The sequence below is a fragment of the Spirosoma gilvum genome, assembly GCF_054776815.1.
The window spans coordinates 467,528-483,429 of the sequence record NZ_BAAHBH010000005.1; the positions used below are offsets into that span (position 1 = coordinate 467,528).

General features: G+C 47.5%; 17 protein-coding genes. 12 read left to right on the forward strand and 5 right to left on the reverse strand.

Annotated features, from left to right (window positions below):
- The first annotated feature begins 55 nt into the window (after positions 1-55).
- Complete coding sequence (locus ACYVFD_RS16005; RefSeq protein ID WP_461091239.1) at positions 56-403, forward strand: ArsC family reductase; 348 nt, start codon at positions 56-58, stop codon at positions 401-403.
- 72 nt (positions 404-475) lie between these two features.
- Positions 476-877 (forward strand): group III truncated hemoglobin, encoded by a 402-nt coding sequence (locus tag ACYVFD_RS16010; RefSeq protein WP_461091240.1) that lies wholly within the window; start codon positions 476-478, stop codon positions 875-877.
- A 71-nt stretch (positions 878-948) separates the two neighbouring features.
- On the opposite strand, the gene ACYVFD_RS16015 is transcribed toward ACYVFD_RS16010, so the two are convergent.
- A complete protein-coding gene (locus tag ACYVFD_RS16015) occupies positions 949-1,716 on the reverse strand; it encodes a DUF4197 domain-containing protein (RefSeq protein ID WP_461091241.1) in 768 nt (255 codons plus the stop codon).
- 205 nt (positions 1,717-1,921) lie between these two features.
- On the opposite strand from ACYVFD_RS16015, the gene ACYVFD_RS16020 reads away from it, so the two are divergent.
- From ACYVFD_RS16020 to ACYVFD_RS16030, 3 genes are all read left to right on the forward strand, one after another.
- Positions 1,922-3,172 carry a competence/damage-inducible protein A gene (locus ACYVFD_RS16020; protein ID WP_461091242.1) on the forward strand — a complete coding sequence of 417 codons (1,251 nt, stop codon included), beginning with the start codon at positions 1,922-1,924 and terminating at the stop codon, positions 3,170-3,172.
- A gap of 99 nt (positions 3,173-3,271) precedes the next feature.
- Positions 3,272-4,729, forward strand: a complete 1,458-nt coding sequence (locus ACYVFD_RS16025) for a dihydrolipoamide acetyltransferase family protein (protein ID WP_461091243.1) — start codon at positions 3,272-3,274, stop codon at positions 4,727-4,729.
- A 112-nt stretch (positions 4,730-4,841) separates the two neighbouring features.
- Positions 4,842-5,369, forward strand: a complete 528-nt coding sequence (locus ACYVFD_RS16030; RefSeq protein ID WP_461091244.1) for a 5' nucleotidase, NT5C type — start codon at positions 4,842-4,844, stop codon at positions 5,367-5,369.
- Between the two features lie 95 nt (positions 5,370-5,464).
- On the opposite strand, the gene ACYVFD_RS16035 is transcribed toward ACYVFD_RS16030, so the two are convergent.
- The 3 genes from ACYVFD_RS16035 to ACYVFD_RS16045 form a co-directional block, all read right to left on the reverse strand.
- A complete protein-coding gene (locus ACYVFD_RS16035) occupies positions 5,465-6,262 on the reverse strand; it encodes an acyl-CoA desaturase (RefSeq protein WP_461091245.1) in 798 nt (265 codons plus the stop codon).
- Positions 6,263-6,456: 194 nt separating this feature from the next.
- The gene (locus ACYVFD_RS16040; RefSeq protein WP_461091246.1) at positions 6,457-7,116 is read right to left on the reverse strand and encodes a DUF4159 domain-containing protein; all 660 of its coding nucleotides are present in this window, start codon (positions 7,114-7,116) and stop codon (positions 6,457-6,459) included.
- On the reverse strand, positions 7,113-7,835 hold the full coding sequence (locus ACYVFD_RS16045; protein WP_461091247.1) for a 16S rRNA (uracil(1498)-N(3))-methyltransferase: 723 nt from the start codon (positions 7,833-7,835) through the stop codon (positions 7,113-7,115). The genes ACYVFD_RS16040 and ACYVFD_RS16045 overlap by 4 nt, the downstream gene beginning before the upstream one ends.
- A 380-nt stretch (positions 7,836-8,215) precedes the next feature.
- Between ACYVFD_RS16045 and mtaB the strand changes: the two genes are divergently transcribed.
- Positions 8,216-9,544: a tRNA (N(6)-L-threonylcarbamoyladenosine(37)-C(2))-methylthiotransferase MtaB gene (mtaB, locus tag ACYVFD_RS16050; RefSeq protein ID WP_461091248.1), complete on the forward strand. Its 1,329-nt coding sequence runs from the start codon at positions 8,216-8,218 to the stop codon at positions 9,542-9,544.
- A gap of 24 nt (positions 9,545-9,568) precedes the next feature.
- Entirely contained in the window at positions 9,569-9,919 is a 351-nt protein-coding gene (locus ACYVFD_RS16055; protein ID WP_461091249.1) for a hypothetical protein, read from the forward strand.
- A gap of 53 nt (positions 9,920-9,972) precedes the next feature.
- On the opposite strand, the gene ACYVFD_RS16060 is transcribed toward ACYVFD_RS16055, so the two are convergent.
- Positions 9,973-10,992, reverse strand: coding sequence for a LacI family DNA-binding transcriptional regulator (locus ACYVFD_RS16060; RefSeq protein WP_461091250.1), 1,020 nt, complete (start codon positions 10,990-10,992; stop codon positions 9,973-9,975).
- A gap of 307 nt (positions 10,993-11,299) precedes the next feature.
- Here ACYVFD_RS16060 and ACYVFD_RS16065 point away from each other — a divergent pair, with 307 nt between their 5' ends.
- The 5 genes from ACYVFD_RS16065 to ACYVFD_RS16085 all read left to right on the forward strand — a co-directional run bounded on the left by ACYVFD_RS16065 (position 11,300) and on the right by ACYVFD_RS16085 (position 15,654).
- Entirely contained in the window at positions 11,300-12,037 is a 738-nt protein-coding gene (locus ACYVFD_RS16065; RefSeq protein ID WP_461091251.1) for a phytanoyl-CoA dioxygenase family protein, read from the forward strand.
- Positions 12,038-12,153: 116 nt separating this feature from the next.
- Positions 12,154-12,594, forward strand: coding sequence for an acyl-CoA thioesterase (locus tag ACYVFD_RS16070; RefSeq protein ID WP_461091252.1), 441 nt, complete (start codon positions 12,154-12,156; stop codon positions 12,592-12,594).
- A 104-nt stretch (positions 12,595-12,698) separates the two neighbouring features.
- Entirely contained in the window at positions 12,699-13,700 is a 1,002-nt protein-coding gene (locus ACYVFD_RS16075) for a type I glyceraldehyde-3-phosphate dehydrogenase (RefSeq protein WP_461091253.1), read from the forward strand.
- 122 nt (positions 13,701-13,822) lie between these two features.
- On the forward strand, positions 13,823-15,052 hold the full coding sequence (locus ACYVFD_RS16080; protein WP_461091254.1) for a multidrug effflux MFS transporter: 1,230 nt from the start codon (positions 13,823-13,825) through the stop codon (positions 15,050-15,052).
- 239 nt (positions 15,053-15,291) lie between these two features.
- Positions 15,292-15,654 carry a DUF1304 domain-containing protein gene (locus ACYVFD_RS16085; protein WP_461091255.1) on the forward strand — a complete coding sequence of 121 codons (363 nt, stop codon included), beginning with the start codon at positions 15,292-15,294 and terminating at the stop codon, positions 15,652-15,654.
- Positions 15,655-15,902 lie beyond the last annotated feature (248 nt).

Consider the following 15,902-nt stretch of genomic DNA (forward strand, 5'->3'; position numbering starts at 1 on the left):
TCGTCATTCATCCAAAAGGCACATTCGTCCTTTCGTTCGATTTCCATAGCACCTCATGTATACGCTTTACGCCATTCCTAACTGCGACACTGTGAAAAAAGCCCGTATCTGGCTGGCCAACCACAGTGTTGATTACCAATTTCATGATTACAAGAAGCAGGGCATTGACCGAAAAACGATTGAACATTGGCTTACTCAGAAACCTTGGGAAGAACTGGTTAATCGCGCAGGTATTACCTGGAAAAAGCTGCCGGATGCTGAAAAGCCGACCGATGCAGAAGGAGCCATTGCCCTGATGCTTGATAAAACTTCGGTGATTCGTAGGCCCTTAATCGAAGCAGATGGAAAAATTGTAGCGCTGGGCTTTAATGAAGACCAGTATAAGGAAACGTTTTCGGCCTGAATCAGGGTTATTTCGACAGGGATACAGCCTAGCATCGACCGGCTGTATTCCTGTCGAAAACACAATAGCAATATGTCCAGAAAAACGCTGGATTCGCCGGAAGCCATAAAGTTTCTGGTCGATTCGTTCTATGAGAAAGTACAGGCTGACCCGTTTATCGGTCCGGTCTTCACCGATGTGGCCCAAGTTGATTGGTCGAAGCACCTGCCCAAAATGTATGCCTTTTGGGAGTCGATTATCCTGGGAAATAATGCCTATGATGGACATCCATTTCGCCCACATTTAATTGTTAATCAACAGCATACGCTTACTATCGACCATTTCGAGCGTTGGCTTCAATTGTTCACAGCCACGTTGGCTGAAAACTTTACCGGCGAAACCGCCGAGCAGGTTCGGCAGCGAGCTACTCAGATTGCACTGGTATGGGCCAATAAACTGGAGTATATCAATAACGACTCGTATATGGAACAGTAACGCGGGTGGAAACCCGCGATCTATAGGCACTAAGGCTGATATAGATCGCGGGTTTCCACCCGCGTTACACGTTACTGCTTCGAAAATACCTTCTTCAGTATATCCGTTACGCGGGCGGCCGGATTCTCCCGAATTTTCTTCTCTTCCTGAGCGACCAGAATAAACAGACCGTCAACGGCTTTATTGGTCGCATACTCCGTCAGATTCGGGTTCACTTTCTGAACAAGCGGTATTTTGTTGTAGATATTCGCCAGGTCGGCGTAATACTTGGTCGCGTTGTTTTTTCGTAGCGTACTATCGACAATAGGTGTAAATTCCGTCACCAATTGCTGCCCCGATGTTCGGCGTAAGTACTGTGTAGCCGCATCATCATTGCCCCGCAGAACACCAACGGCATCCTGAATACTCATCGATGTGATGGCTTTCACAAATACAGGAGCCGCTTTCTTGGCCGCATCTTCAGCCGCCCGGTTCATCGATAGCTCAAACTGGTCGACCTGCTTATTGAAACCCAACTGACGAAGTCTCGTTGCTACATTTTGTGCTTCGGGCGGGAACGCAATTTTCAACAATGGGTTCTTAAAGTAACCGTCCAGCTTCGATGCCTGATTCGATCCATTGGTAACCCCAACGCGCAGGGCCTCTTTAAGTCCCGAGGCAATATCGGTACTGGTCAAACCACCCGACGTGCTGGGGGCCGTTTCGGTAACGGCTTTGAGGATTTTGCCAAAAATGCCGCTCCCAGACGATTGCTGCTGACGAGTCGAATCCTGAGCAAAGCTCGTTTGATTGATGACGAAGGCGAGCAAGGTGGCCGTAAAAATGGTTTTATTCTTCATTTTATTTATCAGGTTGCTATTTCGTAACTGGCAATGGCGCTAAATCGTTTTTTCGTACTTTTGACAGAGATGAATGCATAATGTATAATGTATAATGAAAAATATTTTTCAACGGCCTGATAGTCAGTAAAATATTTTTTCATTCAATCACTGGAATGGAGTCCGCAAGTCATTATACATTATCCATTTCCCATTATTCATTTCTATGACTAACACCATCCGTGCCGAAGTAATTACCATCGGCGACGAAATATTGTTCGGGCAAATTATCGATACGAATACGGCCTGGATTGGCACCGAACTTACCAATATCGGCATTCGAACCGTTCGTAAATCGTCGGTAGGCGATCAAGCCGACGTCATCCTGCAGGTACTGCACGAAGCCCACCAACGTGCCGACGTCATCATCATTACCGGTGGCCTCGGTCCTACCAAAGATGACATCACCAAGAAAACGCTGTGCACATATTTTGGTGTCGGCATGGTTCGGAACCCCGATGCGCTGGCATTGGTAACCAGTTTTTTCACCAAGCGAGGCCGGGAAATAACCGATCTGAACCGCGCTCAGGCCGATCTGCCCGCCAATGCCGTCTACATCCAGAATGATTGGGGCACTGCCCCTGGTATGTGGTTTGAACACGAAGGGCGGGTATATGTATCGCTACCCGGTGTTCCGTTCGAAATGAAGCACCTCATGACGAACCGGATTTTACCGAAACTAACCAGCCACTTCCAGACGCCTATCATCAAACACAAGATGATTCGGACGGTAGGTATTGGTGAGTCGTTCCTGGCCGAGCGGATCGAAGCCTGGGAAGATGCCCTACCTAATCATATCAAACTGGCGTACTTACCTAGTTTCGGCGGGGTCAAACTTCGGCTAACGGCCACTGGCGACGATCAGGCGGTATTAGATCAGGAATTGGCGGAGCAAGTGGAAAAAGTAATGCCACTGATCAGTAAGCATGTGTATGGTTACGATAACGACGAACTCGAAGAAGTAGTTGGTCAGTTATTGAAAGAGAAAAACCTGTCGCTGGGAATTGCCGAAAGCTGCACCGGTGGGTATGTATCGTCGCAAATCACCAAAGTGCCCGGCTCATCGGCGTACTTCTGGGGAAGCATTGTCAGCTACAGCAACGCCGTGAAAGTGACGGCATTAGGTGTAAAGCCTGAAACGCTGGAACTCTTTGGCGCGGTAAGTGAGGAAACGGTACGGCAGATGGCCGAAGGAGTCCGAACGGCATTGGGAACAAACGTAGGTATCGCGACCAGCGGAATCGCCGGACCCGACGGTGGCACGCCTGATAAACCCGTCGGAACAATCTGGATTGCCTGTGCCACGGATACTCGTACGGTCACGCGGCTGCTCAAACTGGGCCAATACCGCGACCAGAACATCCAGCTCACCAGCACCTACTTGCTGAACATGCTGCGGGAAGAAATTATGAACTAGTATGTAGGAGTTAGGAGCGAGAAGTGAGAATGGTTGTTCAGACATTGATGCGTCAGCCCTTCTAACTCCCCGCTCCTCGCTCCTCGCTCCTTAACGAATATGGCTCTCATCGACATGATCATGCCCAAAATGGGCGAAAGTATAATGGAATGTACGGTTATCACCTGGTTGAAACAACCGGGCGACCGTATTGAAGCCGACGAGTCTGTACTGGAGGTAGCGACCGATAAAGTTGACACCGAAGTACCAGCTCCCCGTGCTGGTATTTTGAAAGAGTTACTGGTAAAAGATGGGGATGTGGTCGCTATTGGAGCACCCATCGCTCGTATAGAGGTCGATGCGAAAGAGTCAACAGAACAGGCTTCAAAACCATCCAGTGACCAGCCCGACGAAGCTGATGAAATGCCAAAAGGGATTGGCGATATTGCCCGTCCTGGATTGGCGAATGACCAGCCTGAGACCGAAAGTCATGAAGTAACCGAATCTGCTCATGAACTGGAAGCCAGTATTTTAGCCATGAGCAGCCGACCTGCTCAGACCAGCCCTACCTCACCGACATCCCAGCCAGTTGTAGCGAGTGATGCCCCTGTCTTTGCCAACCGTTTTTACTCGCCATTGGTCCTGAATATTGCCAAAGAGGAAGCGGTTTCGCGTGATGAACTGGATCGTATTCCCGGCTCTGGCGCCGACAATCGGGTTACTAAAAAGGACATACTCGCTTATGTAATTGACCGCGCTGAGGGCCGTGCAACAGGGCGCAAGGAGCAAGGTGTCGAAAACCTTGTGCGGCCTGTCGGCCCCATGCACCTGGCCCCCAGCCCCCAACCCGCTGCACCACGCTCTCTAAATGGGCAAACCGACATTATCCAGATGGATCGGATGCGAAAGATGATCGCTCAGCGTATGGTTGAGTCGAAGCAGATTTCGCCCCATGTTAGTTCATTCGTGGAGGCCGATATGACTCCGGTTGTCGACTGGCGAACGAAAGTAAAAGACCATTTCAAACAACAGACCGGCGAAAATCTGACCTATACACCAATTCTGGTCGAAGCGGTTGTGAAAGCCATTAAGGACTTCCCGATGATCAATGTATCGGTGGAGGATGATACTATTCTGGTCAAAAAGCAGGTCAACATCGGGATGGCCGTGGCCTTGCCCAATGGGAATTTGATCGTACCCGTTATCCATAATGCGGATCAATATAACCTGGTAGGACTGACTAAAAAGGTAAACGATCTAACCAAACGAGCCCGTGAGAACAAGCTGACCGCCGACGATCTGGCGGGCGGTACGTACACCATTTCCAACATCGGGACGTTTGGCAACCTCATGGGAACGCCGATCATTGTACAACCTCAGGTAGCCATTATGGCGTTTGGTGCCATCGTCAAAAAACCGGCTGTCATCGAAACCCCACAGGGCGATTTCATTGGCATTCGTCAGTTAATGTTCCTCTCTCACTCCTACGATCATCGCGTTGTCGATGGTTCATTGGGTGGCCAATTTGTCCGGCGAGTCGCCGATTATCTTGAACAATTTAAACCGGGATTTATGTGATTTAACTGACCGACTATGATTTTGTGCTATTAGCTTTCTTTGAAAGCAAAATCAAAGTCGGTCAGTTAAATCAGCTAAATCCCGGCCGCGTCGGCGGTCCGATCAGACAATTATGAAACAACGCATTGCCATCGACATGGATGATGTCATGGCCGACACACACGCTAAATTCGTTAAACTGTATCTGGAAGGCGAAATGCCCCGCTACACCCTCGAAGAATTGAAAGAGAAGTCATTTCACGAGTTGTTTGATGAACACGAATATTATACCCTATCGCAACGGGTGTATGAGCCGGGTTTCTTTGCCGATATTCCGGTCATGGAAGGGGCTCAGGACGTAATTGCCGATCTGATGCAGAAATACGATGTTTTCGTAGCTTCGGCCGCTCAGGAGTTTCCGAACTCGCTGCGTGAGAAGTGGGACTGGTTACAACTGCATTTCCCGGCTATTACCTGGCACAACTATATTTTTCTGGGCGATAAAAGCATTCTGAATACAGATTTTCTGATTGATGACTTACCGAGAAACCTCCGCACATTTCAGGGGGAGGGCCTTCTCTTCGATGCCCTTCATAATAGGGAAGATACTCAATTTCGGCGCGTAAAGTCGTGGCAAGACATCGCTAAAGCACTGTTGTAGCTCAAGTAAGTCAACATCAACTTGTTAGTGCCCTAAACAGGAAAAGCCCTGAATCGATCGATTCAGGGCTTTTCCTGTTGATATTGGCTCTATTGCTATTGGGCATCGACTCGACGGTCGTGACCAACTTCCTGCTGTGCTTTTTTAGCTTCAGCCGACGGTCGTAACCGGACGATATGAAGTTTGTTCAGGATACCGATAAGTGGGTAGGTTGGATCAAACTCAAACCATTTCGCCCCGAAATTAGCAGCATTCGGACGCTTGTGGTGATTATTCTGGAACAACTCGCCCATCATAACTACGTCCAGAACCAGCGAATTTTTCGATTTATCCTGGTTGTCGAAGTTCGAGTATCCATACTTATGGCCGCTCCAGTTGATGATAGCCCCGTGAACAGGTCCCATTACAAAATGCACTGGCAACAAAAAGAAGAAGGCCCAGTGCATATCCAGATAAATGAACGCAAAGATGTAGAATACGCTATAGAGCACACCCCAGCCAATCCGCGACACCCACGAATCGCCTAGTTTTTCAATAAAACTCCATTCTGGATAATTGCGGTCGAACTGACGTTCAACAGCATATTTACGATGCAGAACAGCGTTGTAAATATCTTTCGTTTTCCACATCATCGTGAATATGTTCTTCGTATGATGTGGCGAATGAGGATCTTTTTCGGTGTCGCTAAACGCATGGTGCATCCGGTGCAGAACCGCATACGCCCGTGGGCTCAGGTACGATGAACCCTGCGAAATGTACGTCAGCGTGTAAAAAAACCGCTCCCAGAATTTGCTCATCGAGAACATTTTATGGGCTGAATAGCGGTGTAAGAAAAATGTTTGGCAGAACAGGGACAAATACCAATGCCCAATGAACGCGGCCAGTACAATCACAATCTTTACTAATTAGAGGGTGAAACTACAAGTCACTAAAAATATTTATACAAAACTAACGAATTCCTATCGGATTAGCCCCAGCTTCCTCAAATAATTTAAGTCTGAGCAAATGCTACTAATTCGCCGTAAACCTCAATTCCTTTTGGTTCTACGCAACCAGCATATTGTTTAGCCGCAGAAACTCTAGAACTCTAATTCGTAGTTGTTGCGTATTGCAGCAAATTCGCCCCCATCCGTAATGCCTGCTGACGTACGGGCTCGGGATCATTGTACACACTCTGGTCTTCCCAACCGTTCCCCAAATCACACTCATAGCTGTAAAAACAGACCAGACGCCCCTGGTAAATCAGCCCGAAACCCTGAGGAGCTTTGCCATCGTGCTCGTGTACTTTAGGCAGTCCATTCGGAAATTTAAACTTCTGCTGATACACCGGATGATTGAACGGCAACTCAATGAAGTTCAGCTCTGGGAACACTTTTTTCATCTCCCGACGGATAAACTTATCCAGTCCGTAGTTATCGTCGATGTGTAAAAATCCACCCGACATCAGATACCGGCGAAGATTCTGCACCTCGGCATCGCTGAACGTAACGTTGCCGTGACCCGTCATATGCACAAACGGATACCCAAAAATATCGGGGCTACCGGCTTCTACGATGTCTTCTTCCGGGAAGATGTTCATCCGCAGATTCGCATTCGCAAACTTGATCAGATTGGGCAATGAGGTTTTATTGGCATACCAGTCGCCACCACCACCATACTTTAGCTTGGCAATTTTATAGGCATATTGCGCCTGTGCAATCAAGGATGTTGAGAGCAGAATGGTGAAGACGAGCAGTAGTTTTTTCATGCGTTTATAAAATTCAATAGCTGACAGGCTGTAAGGGCAGCGGTTTCGGTTCGAAGTCGATTAGCGCCTAATGTTACCATTTGAAAACCAGCCGACAAAGCCAGTTGCAACTCGGTTTCCGAAAAATCGCCTTCCGGTCCAATCAGCACGGCATATCGATGGTTGGGTACGGTCACTTTTGCTAAGTTAATCACTGGCTCGTTAGCAGGCGAATCCTCGCTGGGCAAATGTGCAATAAACCGATCTTCATCCTCGATTGTTTTGATCAGTTCACCAAACGAAACAGCCTCATCCAGACGGGGTAAAAACGACTGTAGGGACTGTTTCATAGCCGCAATAGCAATCTTTTCCAACCTTTCCAGTTTGAGTACCCGCCGTTCGGAATGCTGCCCGAAAAAAAAGCTGATCCGCTCAATTCCTACCTCCACGGCTTTCTCTACAAACCATTCGATACGATCCAGATTTTTGGTCGGTGCCACACAAATCCGAACCGAAAATGGCCTGGATGGAGTCGTATGAGTGTCTTTAATACGAAAACCACAACGCTTGGCATCGGCCTGAGTTATAACGGCAGTAAACCGATTTCCTTGTCCATCCGTCACAGCAATAACCTCGCCAACACTCAGGCGTAAAGTTTTCACGGCATGGCGCGAATCATCTTCAGTCAGTTGGGAAACCGAATCAATCGAATTCAGATTGGGCTGGTAAAATAAATGCATACTGCAAAGCTAATCCGTTTAATGCTTTAGGCGGTCGGCCTTAGCGGTTGATTGATACGAAAGCAACTGTGCATCAGCCAACCTAAAACGCTAAACCTGTAACGTGAAACAATTAACCTGTTTAAACTTTCTAATTTTCGCTGTAACTGGATCGATTTTTTGTCATTCCGACCGGGACGCGTAGTCGCAGGAGGAATCTCAAGCTTGACTAATGAGCGATTTGAGATTCCTCCTGCGACTACGCGTCCCGGTCGGAATGACAAAAAAGAGTCTTACATTTTCTACAAAACGAATAGTTTAAACAGGTTCAACTTCTGTTGCAATCCGAACGGAACCCAGCCCGCCGTTTTTTTGTAATTTTGCAAGATAGATCATCTGCTGTGAAAAAAGTTGCTTTTTATACACTCGGTTGCAAACTGAATTTTTCCGAAACATCCACACTGGCCCGTCTGATGGAACAGCATGGCTATAAGCGCGTGGAATTCAACCAGCAACCCGACATCTTCATCATCAACACCTGCTCCGTGACCGACAATGCCGACAAAAAATGCCGGAAAATTGTCCGCGAAGCGCAAAAAATTAATCCTGATGGCTATGTGGCTATTCTGGGATGTTATGCTCAATTGAAACCACAGGAGATTTCCGAAATTCCGGGAGTCGATGCGGTATTGGGAGCATCTGAGAAATTCCGGCTGCATGAGTTGATGCCAACGTTTGTCAAAGTACCAACCGGCCAACCTGCTCAGGTTTTCAACTCACCCATCGAAGAAGCCATCGAGTATCATGCGTCCTACTCGCTCAACGACCGTACCCGTACCTTCCTGAAAGTGCAGGATGGTTGTGATTATCCGTGTGCGTATTGTACCATTCCATTGGCGCGGGGCAAAAGCCGTTCCGATACGGTTGCCAATGTAATCAAAGCAGCTCAGGAAATTGCCGGTCGTGGCGTTAAGGAGATTGTGCTGACAGGCGTAAACATTGGCGATTTTGGGCTGATCAACGGCCAACGACAGGAAACCTTTTTCGATCTGGTTCGGGCATTAGATGAAGTTGAAGGTATCGAACGATTCCGTATCTCCAGCATCGAGCCAAATCTATTGACCGACGAAATCATCCAGTTTGTGGCTCAGTCGAAACGGTTCGTACCGCATTTTCATATCCCATTACAATCAGGTAGTAACCGGGTACTGGGGCTGATGCGTCGTCGGTACAAGCGCGAACTCTATGTCGATCGGGTCCAGAAAATTAAAGAACTGATGCCGCATGCCTGCATTGGCGTGGATGTGATTGTGGGTCATCCCGGCGAAACGGATACCGAATTTAAGGAAACGTATCTGTTCCTGAACGAACTACCAATTTCGTATCTGCACGTGTTTACCTACTCTGAGCGTCCCAACACGACGGCCATAAACATCAAACCGGTGGTGCCGGGTCATATACGGGCCGAGCGGTCGAAAATGCTGCACATTCTGTCCGATAAAAAACGTCGTGCCTTTTATGACGAACAGGTTGGCCAAACCGCTACTGTACTTTTTGAAGAAGACGTTCAGGATGGCCTGATGCAGGGCTTTACAGAAAACTACCTCCGGGTCGTTGCCAAATATGACCCTCTGCTCATCAACGAAACGCTTCCCGTACGCTTGACGGGTGTAAATGCCGAGGGCTTAATGGAAGTCGAAGAACCTGAGCTTGTTTTAGATAAGCATTGAACATAAGTACAACAATATTTTACTATGGCCACCACACTTTTCCGTCCAGTCGGGCCAAAAGAGCTTGCTTTGATTGAACAATCGGGCTGGAAAGCGTTTCCACCAAGATTACCTGAGCAACCTATATTCTATCCGGTCATGAATGAAGAATATGCTATTCAAATCGCCAGAGACTGGAATGTACCGGCGTCAGGCTCTGGATTTGTTACAAAATTTGAGGTAAAGATTGACTACCTTAAAAAGTTTGACGTGCAAAATGTAGGTGGCCCAATTCATAATGAACTCTGGGTGCCAGCCGAAGAGCTTGACGAGTTCAATCAAAATATTGTCGGAAAAATTGAAGAAACTAAATCATTTTATCCGGCAGATAAGTAACAACAACTAGCTGTACTTTCTTATAAAGCTTATCTCCTATTAGCTGATAAATTTTACACTGTTCGTTGAGAGGATTTTCTGATGATTAGCTTAGTCTTTAAGACATTACTGATTGGTGTTGAATGACTGGTAGGGTTATTAATTAAATCAATCAGTAACGCAGCCGCCGATTGCCCCATCTCGAAGGCAGGTTGGGCCACCGAACTTAAAGGCGGATTTAACATGGAAGCAAACGGTAAATTCGCAAAACCAACCAGGGCTACATCCTTTGGCATCGATAAACCGGCTTCACTAATGGCCGCATGACAACCTAACGCAATGGTATCGCTACCCGCAAAAATACCATCAGGGCGTTCAGATTGATCCAACAGGGTACGCGTAGCTTCCAGGGACGCTGTTGAATTGAACGGTAAACTAATAATCCACTCACCCCGAATGGGGCGTTTATAGTCCAGCAAGGCAGCTCGGTATCCGTGTGTGCGACGGCGGCTAGTCAATAAATTATCAGGTCCCGATAAGTGAGCAATCCGCTCACAGCCTTGCTGAATTAAATGCTCAGTAGCCAGGTAAGCTCCTTCAAAATCATCTACCTGCACTTTGTGGGTGTCAATCTCTTCACAAACCCGATCAAAAAAGACAATAGGGAAACCACGATCGTGAAGATTTCTGAAGTGGGCATAGTCCTTCGTGGAGGTGGCCATTGACACCAGCAGGCCATCTTTCCGCCGGTTATTTATGTGCTTTACGTTCGCTACTTCCCGTTCATAATCTTCATGACTTTGGTAAATAACCACCTGGTACCCCTGAGCAAAGGCAACTTCCTCAATACCCGCAATCACGACTGCAAAGAAAGGATTGGCGATCTCAGGGACAATAACTCCGAGATCGCGGCTTTGACTACTCAGTAAACTTAAGGCGATCGGATTAGGATTATAGTCGAGTCGCTGGGCCAGCTCCAGGACCCTCTGTTTGGTTTCTGGATTGATTTCCCAACTATTGCGCAAGGCTCGGGAAACCGTAGAGATCGACAAATTTAATTCCTGAGCAATCTCTTTAATCGTAACACGTTTCATCGTCCGTTTGCTAGGTAAAATCCAAATTTGATCAAGTTGTCCAATCAGGCATTTCGGTTGCTACCCTCCTTCTGACTGTGGCAAAGACAGCATTATCGGTTGAAATAATGATAAAAAGTAAACTTTCGGAAAGAAACAATTCGATTAGTGGATTTTGAACCCAGAAAGCGTTCACGAAAAGTATCTCGCATCTAAGAATTCGAACGGTTGCTTTCAACGGCTTTACTCTTCACTACCAGTCGCTATTGCACCTTTTTTATGGCCTTGATACTTTTGTGACAAAATCCGATCATTAAACGACGTTGCCATGCTTACCCTGGAAGAAACCGAGTTTTTAGAAACGTATGGCTATCTAAATTTAGGGCAACTTCTGTCTCCCGAACGGGTGGCCCAAATAAATGACCGCTTAGCCCAATTAATGACGTTGGAAGGCGAAGAGGCTGGCCATGAACTGGCCCAATCCAAATACATTCGTCACCCTAAAGAAGAAGGGGCTGACCGATTGGCCGATTTGGTCAATAAAGGGCAGGTATTCGATGTATTTTACACCCACCCACGCGCGTTGGCGGGTATTGAAGCCGTTCTGGGATCTCAATACAAGCTGTCGTCGCTGAACTATCGGGCCGCCAAACCGGGCAAAGGGCATCAAAAACTTCATGTTGATTGGAAAAATACAGTGGTCAACGGCGCCTACCAGGTCTGCAACAGTATCTGGTTGTTAGACGATTTTACCGAAACCAACGGGTCTACCCGCATCGTACCGAAAACGCATAAACTGAACCGTTTACCCGATCAGGACATGGCCGACCCAAGCGATAAACACCCGGACGAAATTCGGATCATTGCGCCCGCTGGTACGGTGTTTATTTTTAACTCACACGTTTGGCACGGTGGCACCACCAACCTGACCGATAAAGACCGACGCAGTATTCACAGCTATTTCTGCCACAGAGACCAGCCGCAGCAAATCGACCAAAGCCGATACATCACCGAAGAGACGCGGCAACGCATTGGTGAAAAAGGCCAGTATATATTAGCTGTTTAAATCAGCCGATAACGGCTTCGACACAGCAATAAGATTTTGAAAATTATTGGCCTAACTTCCCGTCAGAACTACCAATCCCTTAGGTCTGCCGATCCTTTCTTATATCTACTAACCTGATGCGGGTAACAGCTAAAACACGGTCCGATTTTGGGTACTTCCAAACCCTAACCACCCGCTGGATGGACAATGATTGCTATGGCCATGTGAATAATGTAGTGTATTACAGTTGGTTTGATACGGTTGTCAATCAGTATTTGATCCTGCACAATGCGTTGGATATCCAGACCAGCCCCATCATTGGGTTGGTCGTCGAAACGCAGTGCGCTTATTTCAGCCCGGTTTCGTTTCCCGACAGTATAACTGTGGGCCTGGCCGTTACTCACCTGGGCAACTCCAGCGTACGCTATGAACTGGGTGTTTTTAAGAATGATGAGCCGCAGGCCGCTGCCCAGGGACACTTCGTTCATGTGTACGTGGATCGCACGACCCGCCGTCCTACAGTATTACCCATTGCCTTCCGCAAACTCCTACAAACCATTCAACGGCTCCCCGATTAGCCTCAATTCTATTCTATCAACAGCCCATACCAGAAACGAACCAAGCCGTTTGTTTTTGACTTATGCATGTACAGCAAACCTTTTTTCATCTAATCACAATCAGTATGAAACCCATTGCCTTGCATGGATTCGGCCGTATCGGGCGGCAATTTCTTCGAGTTGGTCTTGGTAAGAACTTGTTTGTACCGAGATCTATTTCGGATATTCGGGATGAGCCAACCCTGGCCGCTTTGTTTGAAGTAGATACCAATTATGGTCGTTGGCAGCAGCCCGTTTCTGGAAATGAAGGCTCGCTTATTATTGGGGATCAGAAAATTGAATACATCAATTCGTCAAAAGAAATTCCGGACTGGGCCGCCCTCGGGGTTGATCTGGTCGTTGATTGCACAGGTCGGGCAACCAACCGGGCCGGGGCTCAGGCCCACATCGATCGGGGAGCCAGTTATGTACTCGTTAGTGCCCCAAGTAAGACGTTGGCTGATTGTGATGCGGTACTCCTGAAAGGAATCAACCTGGACGACTTCGACCCTCAAAAGCACAAGATTATCAGTATGGCCAGCTGTACCACCAATGGTCTGGCATCTCCCATCAAAGTGATTAAAGAAAATTTCGGTATCCAGTACGGCCTTTTTTCAACTGTACACTCCTATACCAACACGCAATCGCTGACCGATCAGCCAATGAAAGACCGACGTGATTCCTGGGCTGCCGCTGAGAATATCATTCCTTCTTCGTCAGGCGCTGCGCGGGCCTTGCAGTTCATTTGGCCGGATCTTAAGATTACGGGCAAGGCCTACCGGGTTCCCACGCGTACAGGTAGTATTGCGGAGTTGAACCTGATCACTGAAAAATCCTGTACTGTACAGGAAGTCAACGATGCATTCCGCAAGGCTGCCGCCGAAGGGCCTCTGAAAGGGGTTATGGCCGTATTGGAAGGCGAATGGGCATCGTCTCGCATTGTGGCCGATCCTCATTCCTCACTGATTGATCTACCCCTAACGGCCAAAGAGGGAAATTTGCTATCGGTTGCTTCCTGGTACGATAATGAATGGGGTTTCTCAAACCGGTTAGCTGAAGTAGCGGCTTATGTTGCCGATCGAATTTAACCATGTGAGTTATCCGGTGGTTATCTGCTACACCATGTGTTGGGTAATCACCGGATAACTCACAGCCCTAGTTCGTCGGAGAGACTATCTCAATCGCTTTCCTATCACCTGATTAATTTCCAATGTCCAAAAAGACATATTTCTTTCTGATTCTGATCTTAGGTAGTTTAACCGCACTGGGGCCCTTTTCTATTGACATGTATCTACCGGGTTTCCCTGCTATTGCCAAAGATCTACACACCACCCCAGCCAAAGTTTCCCTCTCCTTATCCGGGTTTTTCATTGGTATTTCAGTAGGCCAGCTTCTGTACGGCCCCCTGCTCGACCGGTTTGGTCGAAAAAAGCCATTGTACATCGGACTGATCGTTTATATACTGGCTTCAGCAGGCTGCGCTTTTACGACGAGTATCGACGGATTAATCGTCATGCGTGTTATACAGGCGATTGGAAGTTGCGCAGCAGCGGTTTCGTCGGTTGCCATGGTGCGTGATTTGTTTCCGGTAAAGGATAATGCTAAAGTATTTTCCCTTTTACTGCTGGTGGTGGGTGCTTCGCCCATGATTGCCCCAACCATTGGTGGTTATGTGACCTCAGCCCTGGGCTGGCAAACGGTGTTTTTCATTCTGATGGGGCTGGGCATCGCTATTTTTATTGCCGTCTACTTCTGGTTACCATCTACTTATAAACCAGATGAGGCAATTTCGTTGAAGCCAAAACCAATTTTACTTAATTTCTGGCAGGTGTTGCGGGAACCTCAATTTTACACCTATGCCTTCACCAGCGCCATCGCCTTCTCTGGCCTGTTTGCCTATGTTTCGGGCTCACCGATTTTGTTTATGGACGTGTTCCATACCGATGAAAAAGTATACGGATGGATCTTCGCTTTTCTGTCGGTTGGTTTTATAGGCTCCAGTCAGGTAAATACCTTACTGCTGCGCAGCTACAAGAGCGAGCAGATTATCAACATGGCGTTGGTAGGTCAGGTACTCATTGGATCAATTTTTCTGACAGTAGCGTTATTGGGTTGGCTGACGCTTCCGATCACAATTATTTTTCTGTTCATTTTTCTCTGCTGTATTGGTTTTACCAACCCCAATGCAGCTGCGTTATCGTTGGCTCCATTTGCCAAAAACGCTGGTAGTGCCTCGGCCTTGATGGGCGCACTTCAAATGGGTATGGGCACGTTGATATCCGTATTTATCAGTCTGTTCGAGTTACCTTCGGCTATTCCGATGGTACTAGGGATGGCAGGTTCATCAATTATCGCGCTATTGGTATTGTTAACGGGCCGAAGGCAGATAACTTCTCAGGTTGAGGTTCAGCAGGATGCTGATACAGCCTTACTTCATTAGTTAGTAGGCGAAAAAACTTAGCTCTACTATTGATTGTGCTAGCCACGTCTTGACCAGACGGCTGATGGTTCCCCCTGGTTTATAGTCATGCGTTAATTAGTCTCAAAATTCGCGACCAGAAAACATCGGGTTGCCGGAGCAGGCTCGGTATGCTCCTGACTCAATTGGCGAACTGATTGCCAATGTGTTAATGTTTCTGGATATTTGGCAAATCGTCTCACCTAATAGTTACTCCGCCTATGACCCTACTTGCCAAAATCCTGATCGGACTTGTTGCCGTCGAACATATTTACATTTTGTGGCTGGAGATGTTTGCCTGGACTACCCGTGGCCGTAAAACCTTCCGATCGTTTCCCGCTGAGTTGTTTGAGCCAACGAAATCGCTGGCCGCCAATCAGGGACTGTATAATGGTTTTCTGGCGGCTGGATTGATCTGGTCATTACTGATTCAGGACCCCGTCTGGCGCATAAATGTCGCCGTTTTTTTCCTTGGTTGCGTCATTGTGGCTGGAATTTTCGGAGCCATAACAGCGCAAAAATCCATCTTCTGGGTTCAGGCCATGCCTGCCATTATAGCCTTACTGGTTATGCTGCTGGCTTAAAAATGGTCAGAGATTGTCAAGAATGGTCAAGGGTTGTAAGACGGTGTTTGACCATACTTGACAATCTCTGACCACATTTGACCATTCCTGACTATGTCTATAAAAACAGGAAACCGCCCCCAAGTGGGAGCGGCTCCATGAGTACAACAAAACCACAGATAAAACTGCCAGACATTATGGCCAGACAGGGTGCCTGTGGCTCTGCCGTTTTTTAATACATTATAGTAGTGTATACTGTGTATGATTAC